Here is a 6,051-nt window from a genome sequence, read left to right as displayed (position 1 = left end):
GGGCCGGACGCCGTAGCGGCGGCCGGCCCGGGCCCCTTTGGTTCCCCGTCCCGGTGACGGCCCGTCAGCCGCGGTGGTCCAGGCCCTCGGAGCGGGCCGGCGGCAGCGCGGCGCGGACCCGCCGCTCCTCCTGCCAGCGGGTGTGGAAGCCGGTGGAGGCCGCGCTCGGCGACGGGTAGAGAGAGCCGAACCCCTCGAAGCGCAGCGGCTCCTCCCCGGACCGGTCGAACGGCAGCGTGCGGAACAGCCGGCGGTACTCGGCGTAGAGGGCGTCGTAGATGGGCGTCGCCGAGCGTTCCGGCAGTTCGTGGCGGCCTACCTCGTGGGCGGGCCGCATCTGCGGGATGTGGCCGTAGGTCGAGTGCGAGTGGCGGGCTCGGGAAGGTTCGTATGGCTGCACACTGAAACAACGACAACACGGCCCCGCTGGATGCGGGGCCGTGCGGGGGAACGTCCGGAGGGGCCGGATCAGGTGCCGGCGAGCGGCATCGCCGCGGCCACCAGGTAGCCGTTGGCGGCGGCCTTCTCCAGCGCCTGGCGCATCAGGTCCTCGCGCGGCTGCTCGCCGAGACCGCCGGAGGGCACGGCGAAGACCAGTACGGTGCTGGTGCGGTTCGCGGTGGCGCGCCACTCGTCGGTCACCGGCAGCGGCTGGTGCGCCTGCCACCAGGAGTCCGACGGGTTGCCCTCGGGGCCGGGCTGGAGCACGGCGTGCAGCTGGCCGGCGGCCATCAGCACGGACCAGCCGGGGATGGCTGCCGGCATCGTCTCCAGGTCGGTGACGGCGGTGAAGCCGTGCTCCATGAGCAGCGGCAGGAACTCGTCGGTGGTGCCCTCCGAACCGGGGCGCGCGATGGCCCCGTTGGGCTCGACGACGATAGCGGCGCGCAGCTGCTCGTCGATCAGCACCTGGCCGCAGGTGACCTTCAGTACGGCCTGCTCGCCATCGGCGCCGGGGGCGCCGCCGGAGTCACCGGTGATGGTGCGCACCGCGCCCTGGATCTGCTCCTCGGTGACCCGCACGATCTGCGAGGGCACGCAGTTGGCGTGCGCGAAGGCGAGCACCGCGGTCTCTTCGCCGACGAAGAGCACCGTGCTGGTGCGCTCCTGGCCGGTGTCGCCCGGCGTGCGGCACGAGGTGCAGTCGTAGCTGCTCGGCGCGGTCTCGCCGGCGAGGAGTTTCGCGACCTCTTCTTCGCCGATCTCGGCGCGTACGTCGTCGCTGACGTCAAGCATGGGAGACACAGGAGAACTCCTGGCGGTCGGTTCTGGTTCGTATGGACAACGGGCGACATGTGTCGATGGTCACGCGGTGGCACGAACCAGGTGCGATTGCCGGGCGCGCAGCGTGACGCACGCGCTGGAACGGGTCACTCAGCGTCAACTGGGGCGAGCTGCGCCTCTGTTCGACGGGTGAAACAGCTCACAAGTAAGCTGAGGAGGTATCCACTAAATCGGGATATCCAGGGATGAAGCGTGCCTCCCGTGCTCCAGTGTTACCTGTGGTAACCGCCAACTGACCTGTGACGGAGGGTTGTTGGTTGTCCGCTCGCCCGACAGCTGCCTAGATTCGGCGGCCGTGTGCACCGAGCACCGCCCGGAACAGTCCGTCCGGATCGACGCACCGCCGCCGCGAACGCTCCCTCGTGGAGCGTCCGGTGGCCGCGTCCGCTCCGCCGGACGGGGTCGTCCGGCCGTCCCGCCCCATGGCGCGGACCGCCGAACGCGCCCTTGGGGGAACCGGGTTCGTGGAGAGGGATGGAATGTCCACACGTCGTGAGAAGGCTGCGCGTGCCACGGCCGCCTGTGCCGCGCTGATCGCACCGCTCGCCCTGATCACCGTCGCCACCACGCCCGCCCAAGCCGCCGACGGCGGCGTCTGGGACCGCCTCGCCCAGTGCGAGAGCGGCGGGAACTGGCAGATCAACACCGGCAACGGCTACTACGGCGGACTCCAGTTCGCCCCGAGCACCTGGCGCGCCTACGGCGGCACGGCCTACGCGCCGACCGCCGACAAGGCCGGCCGTGCCCAGCAGATCGCCGTCGCCACCAAGGTCCAGGCCGCCCAGGGCTGGGGAGCCTGGCCGAGCTGCTCCGCGCGGCTCGGGCTGCGCGGCACACCACCGGCCGCGCCCGCCCCCTCCGCCGAGCGCCCGACCGCCGAGCGCCCCTCGGCCGAGCGCCCGACCGCCGGCGGTCCGGCGGCCGCCCCGCGGTCCGGCGGCTCCGGTGCCCAGAGCGCCCCGCGCGGCGGCGACGACGCCCCGCGTGCCGGCCGCGGTGGCTCGGTCCGCACCGTGCGCGAGGGCGACACCCTCAGCGCCATCGCCCGCGCCGTCGGCCGTGACTGGCGGGACCTGCACACCGCCAACCGGGCCGTCATCGGCGACGACCCGGACCTGATCCTCCCCGGCCAGCGCCTGCGGGTCTGAGCCCCACCGTCCGTGCCCCGTCCGGTCGGCCGACCGGGTGGGGTACGGACGGCCTCCGGCGCGGGCTGTCCGGCGGGCGGCGTCGGGGCGCCTAGCGTGACCGGATGCGCTTCCCGTGGTCCCGGCGCCGACGGCCCACCGCACTGCTGTGCGCGCTGCTCGCGCTGCCGCTGCTCACCGTTGCGGGGCCGGCGGCCGGCCCCGCTGCCGCCGGTGCGGACCCGGGAAGGCGGGACGCCGCGGAGTCGCCGGGGCCCTGTCGCCCGACGGCCTCCCCGTGGGACTGCCTGGCCCGCTGCGAGAGCAGCGGCGACTGGTCCGCGAACACCGGCAACGGCTTCTACGGCGGCCTCCAGTTCTGGCAGCCCACCTGGGAGGAGCACGGCGGTCGGGAGTTCGCCGAGCGGGCGGACCTGGCCACCCGGGAGCAGCAGATCGAGGTGGCCGAACGGGTGCTCGCCAACCAGGGCTGGGGCGCCTGGCCGGTGTGCTCGGTGCGCTGCGAACTGACCACCGGGGAGGACGCCCGACGCCGCATCCACCTGGTACGCCCGGGCGACACCCTCAGCGGTATCGCCGCCCGGCACCGGATCGCGGGCGGTTGGCGCGAACTCCACGACCTCAACAGGGAACTCGTCGGGGACGACCCGAGCCGGCTGTGCCCGGGCATGATGCTCGTCCTCCCGGACCGCAAGGCCCGGCCGAGCCCTGCGAGCACCGGCTCCCGCTTCCCAGGATGACCACACCGGCTTCACTGCGTCCGCACATTTCCTCGCCGAACTTCCGCTCGGAGCCAACCCCCGGCGCCGCCCGCGCGTCTAAGGGAGTGAAGAGCGGAGGGGCGGACGCGCCCCTCCGTGAGAACACGGACCCGAGGCCGCATGCAGCACTCCTTCCGACCGCCCGGCGACAGCCGGGCGGACAGCTCACCCGCGCGGGCGGTCGTGCCCGCGTCGGCGAGCGGGCCCGCCGACGGCGCGCCGCCCGCCGGGGCCGCTTCGGTCGCCCCGGGAGCCGGCCGCCGGCGCCCGGCGGACCGGGCGACTCCGCTCGCGGACTGCACGGCCGACACCGCCGGCGGTCTGACCTTCGACATCGCGCTGCCGGAGGCCGCCGAGCGCTGGGACGCCGCCCTGCTGCTGCACGAGGACGATCCCGTGGAGGACGCCGTACGGCTGCCGCTGGTGCCGTCCGGGCCCCGGCTGCTGCGAGCCGTGCTGCCGAGCACGGTGCCGCTGGGGGAGGGGCGTTGGAAGGTCAGTCTCGCCGTGGGCGAGGAGCCGCCGAGGCGGGTGGCGCCCGGCCGTAGCGACCTGCGCTCGCTGGTGGCCAGGGTGCCCAGGACGGGCCGGACGTGGCTCGGGGTGCGCATCCCCTACCGGACCCGCCAGGGCAATCTCTCGCTGCGCGCCTGGCAGCGCTGGCCGCACGCGGAGGCGAACGAACTGCGCGTGGTGGAGAACGCGTTGACCGTGCGCGGGCGGCTCTACGGTGCGACGGCCGGCCCGGGGGCCGCGCTGCTCGCCCGGACGGACGCCGACGGCGCTTCCGCGACCGCCGCGGCCGAGGTGCCGTTGGCGTCCGTCGGGAGCGAGGAGTTCACCGCTCTGCTGCCGCTGCGGTCGTTGCCCGTACCCGAGGACGACACCGAGGGCGGCGGCTGGTCGCTGTGGCTGCGGCCCGCCGACGGGGAGGAGCCGGTGCGGATCGCCCGCATACTCGACGACATCCCCGACAAGCGGCGCGTCATCCGCTACCCGGCGGTGCCGCTGGCCGACGCCCCGGGAGCGCTGCGGCCCTGCTACACGGCGGACAACGACCTCGCCGTCCGGCTGGAACGCTGACCCGACCCGTCCGGCGCCGAGGCCTCGCAGCGGACAGTGGCTGTCCGCAATGGCTGGCAGACTCGGCGGCATGTTGGAGACCTCGGCGCGGCTGCTGCGCCTGCTGTCCCTGCTCCAGGCCCACCGCGAGTGGTCGGGTGCCGACCTCGCCGGGCGGCTGGGAGTGAGCGAGCGCACCGTGCGGCGCGACGTCGACCGGCTGCGCACCCTCGGCTACCCGGTGCACTCCGCGACCGGCACCAGCGGCGGCTACCAGTTGGGCGCCGGTGCTCGACTACCGCCGCTGCTGCTGGACGACGAGGAGGCCGTCGCGGTCGCCGTGGGGCTGCAGAACGCGGTCGGCGCGGGCGTGGAGGGCGTAGAGGAGTCCTCGGTGCGCGCGCTGAACAAGCTCGAACAGGTGCTGCCGCACCGGCTGCGCCGCCGGGTGAGCGCGCTGACCTCCTACACGGTGCGGATGCCGCCCCGGGCGGAGGGCCCGGAGGTGGCCGCCGAGACGCTGGCCGACCTGGCCCACGCCTGCCGCGACCACCAGGAGCTGCGTATCCGGTACCGGGCGCACAACGGCGACGACACCCGACGGGTGGTGGAGCCGCACCGGCTGGTCAACAGCCACCGCCGCTGGTACCTGGTGGCCTTCGACCGCGGCCGGGAGGACTGGCGGACGTTCCGCGTCGACCGGCTCACCCTCACCCCTCCGCACGGCCCGGTTTTCACCCCGCGGCGACCGCCCGCCGAGGACCTGGCCGCCTATGTGCGCGAGGGCGTCAGCAGCGCCGCCTACCCGGCGCGCGGTTCGGTGCTGCTGCACGTGCCGTTGGAGGAGGCGGCAGAACGGCTGGCCAGCTGGGGAGGTTCGCTCGAACCCGTCGACGCGCACAGCTGCCTGCTGGAGGTCGCGTCCTACTCCTTCGACGCGGTGGTGTTCCACGTGCTGCACCTGGGAGTGGAGTTCACCGTGCGCGAACCGCCGGAACTCGTCGAGCGGGTGGAAGCGCTACGGGACCTGCTCACCCGCGCGCTGCCGCCGCCCCCGAACTGATCCCCGGTCAGCCGTCCGAACGGCCAACGCGGCGCCGGAAGCGGTGTGGAAGAACGATTTCCGGGGTATTCGGGACCGTTGAAGCGGCCGCTTGGAACCCGCCATTCCGGCGCCTTCGGAGCGCCGCCGCAAAACGCGATACCGGCCCGTTCGGCGGACGCTTCCGGGGCGGTCCGCACTTTCCGGATCGTCCGCCGCTGGCGCCCGCACGGCTGTGACAGAAGCGTGACGGCGGCAGAACCGATCAGACACTTCCACGTGCTGGCGCCAGGTCGTACGGTGGCGCTCATGGCTGACCGACCCACTACACCGAGCACCCCGACCGACGACCCCGAGAGCTACGTCGGGCTGCCCGACCGGGCGGCCGAGGAGACCGCCCGACGCCGTGGCTGGACGACGGTGCGGTCCCTCGAGCCCGGCGCGATGATCACCATGGAGTACCTGGAGGGGCGGCTCAACTTCACCGTGGACAACGGCGTCGTCGTCCGCTGCTGGAAGGGCTGACGCGGGAAGGGCCGACCCGGGGCGGCGCCCCCGCGTCCTCTGTCAGGGGCGGCGTTCCAGCGGGGCGCCGCGCCCGGGCCGTTCCGCCGCCGGCCGCCGTACGACGTGCGGCGGCGCGGGACGTTCGTGGTGCGGGTGCCGGCCGCCCGTGGCGCGTCCGCGCACACCCGCCCGCCCCGATCCGGCGCCGCCCGGCAGCCGCTCGGCGCCGGATCGGGGCGGGCGGGTG

The 6,051-nt window shown here is 74.5% G+C and carries 7 protein-coding genes and 1 pseudogene; 5 read left to right on the top strand and 3 right to left on the bottom strand.

All coding sequences use genetic code 11. The features are described from left to right. Positions 1-64: 64 nt before the first annotated feature. A complete protein-coding gene (locus tag FNX44_RS22555) occupies positions 65-337 on the bottom strand; it encodes a hypothetical protein (protein ID WP_143650621.1) in 273 nt (90 codons plus the stop codon). Between the two features lie 131 nt (positions 338-468). Then, complete coding sequence (locus FNX44_RS22550; protein ID WP_143650620.1) at positions 469-1,245, bottom strand: DUF8842 C-terminal domain-containing protein; 777 nt, start codon at positions 1,243-1,245, stop codon at positions 469-471. A gap of 518 nt (positions 1,246-1,763) precedes the next feature. Here FNX44_RS22550 and FNX44_RS22545 point away from each other — a divergent pair. From FNX44_RS22545 to FNX44_RS22525, 5 genes are all read left to right on the top strand, one after another. Next, positions 1,764-2,432, top strand: a complete 669-nt coding sequence (locus FNX44_RS22545) for a transglycosylase family protein (RefSeq protein ID WP_173019255.1) — start codon at positions 1,764-1,766, stop codon at positions 2,430-2,432. A gap of 104 nt (positions 2,433-2,536) precedes the next feature. Next, positions 2,537-3,172 (top strand): LysM peptidoglycan-binding domain-containing protein, encoded by a 636-nt coding sequence (locus FNX44_RS22540; RefSeq protein ID WP_143650619.1) that lies wholly within the window; start codon positions 2,537-2,539, stop codon positions 3,170-3,172. A 141-nt stretch (positions 3,173-3,313) separates the two neighbouring features. Then, positions 3,314-4,276 (top strand): hypothetical protein, encoded by a 963-nt coding sequence (locus tag FNX44_RS22535; protein ID WP_228450120.1) that lies wholly within the window; start codon positions 3,314-3,316, stop codon positions 4,274-4,276. A 70-nt stretch (positions 4,277-4,346) separates the two neighbouring features. After that, entirely contained in the window at positions 4,347-5,318 is a 972-nt protein-coding gene (locus FNX44_RS22530) for a helix-turn-helix transcriptional regulator (RefSeq protein WP_143650618.1), read from the top strand. A 288-nt stretch (positions 5,319-5,606) separates the two neighbouring features. Further along, positions 5,607-5,822, top strand: coding sequence for an I78 family peptidase inhibitor (locus tag FNX44_RS22525; RefSeq protein ID WP_143650617.1), 216 nt, complete (start codon positions 5,607-5,609; stop codon positions 5,820-5,822). A gap of 42 nt (positions 5,823-5,864) precedes the next feature. Here the strand turns inward: FNX44_RS22525 and FNX44_RS29175 are convergent. Further along, positions 5,865-6,051: pseudogene (locus tag FNX44_RS29175) on the bottom strand (hypothetical protein); the annotation flags it as partial.

The sequence above is a fragment of the Streptomyces alkaliterrae genome (assembly GCF_007097205.2).
GTDB classification, from domain to species: Bacteria; Actinomycetota; Actinomycetes; order Streptomycetales; family Streptomycetaceae; genus Streptomyces; species Streptomyces alkaliterrae.
The sequence above is the reverse complement of the archived record's forward strand: the minus strand, read 5'-3'. Positions and strand labels throughout refer to the sequence as shown.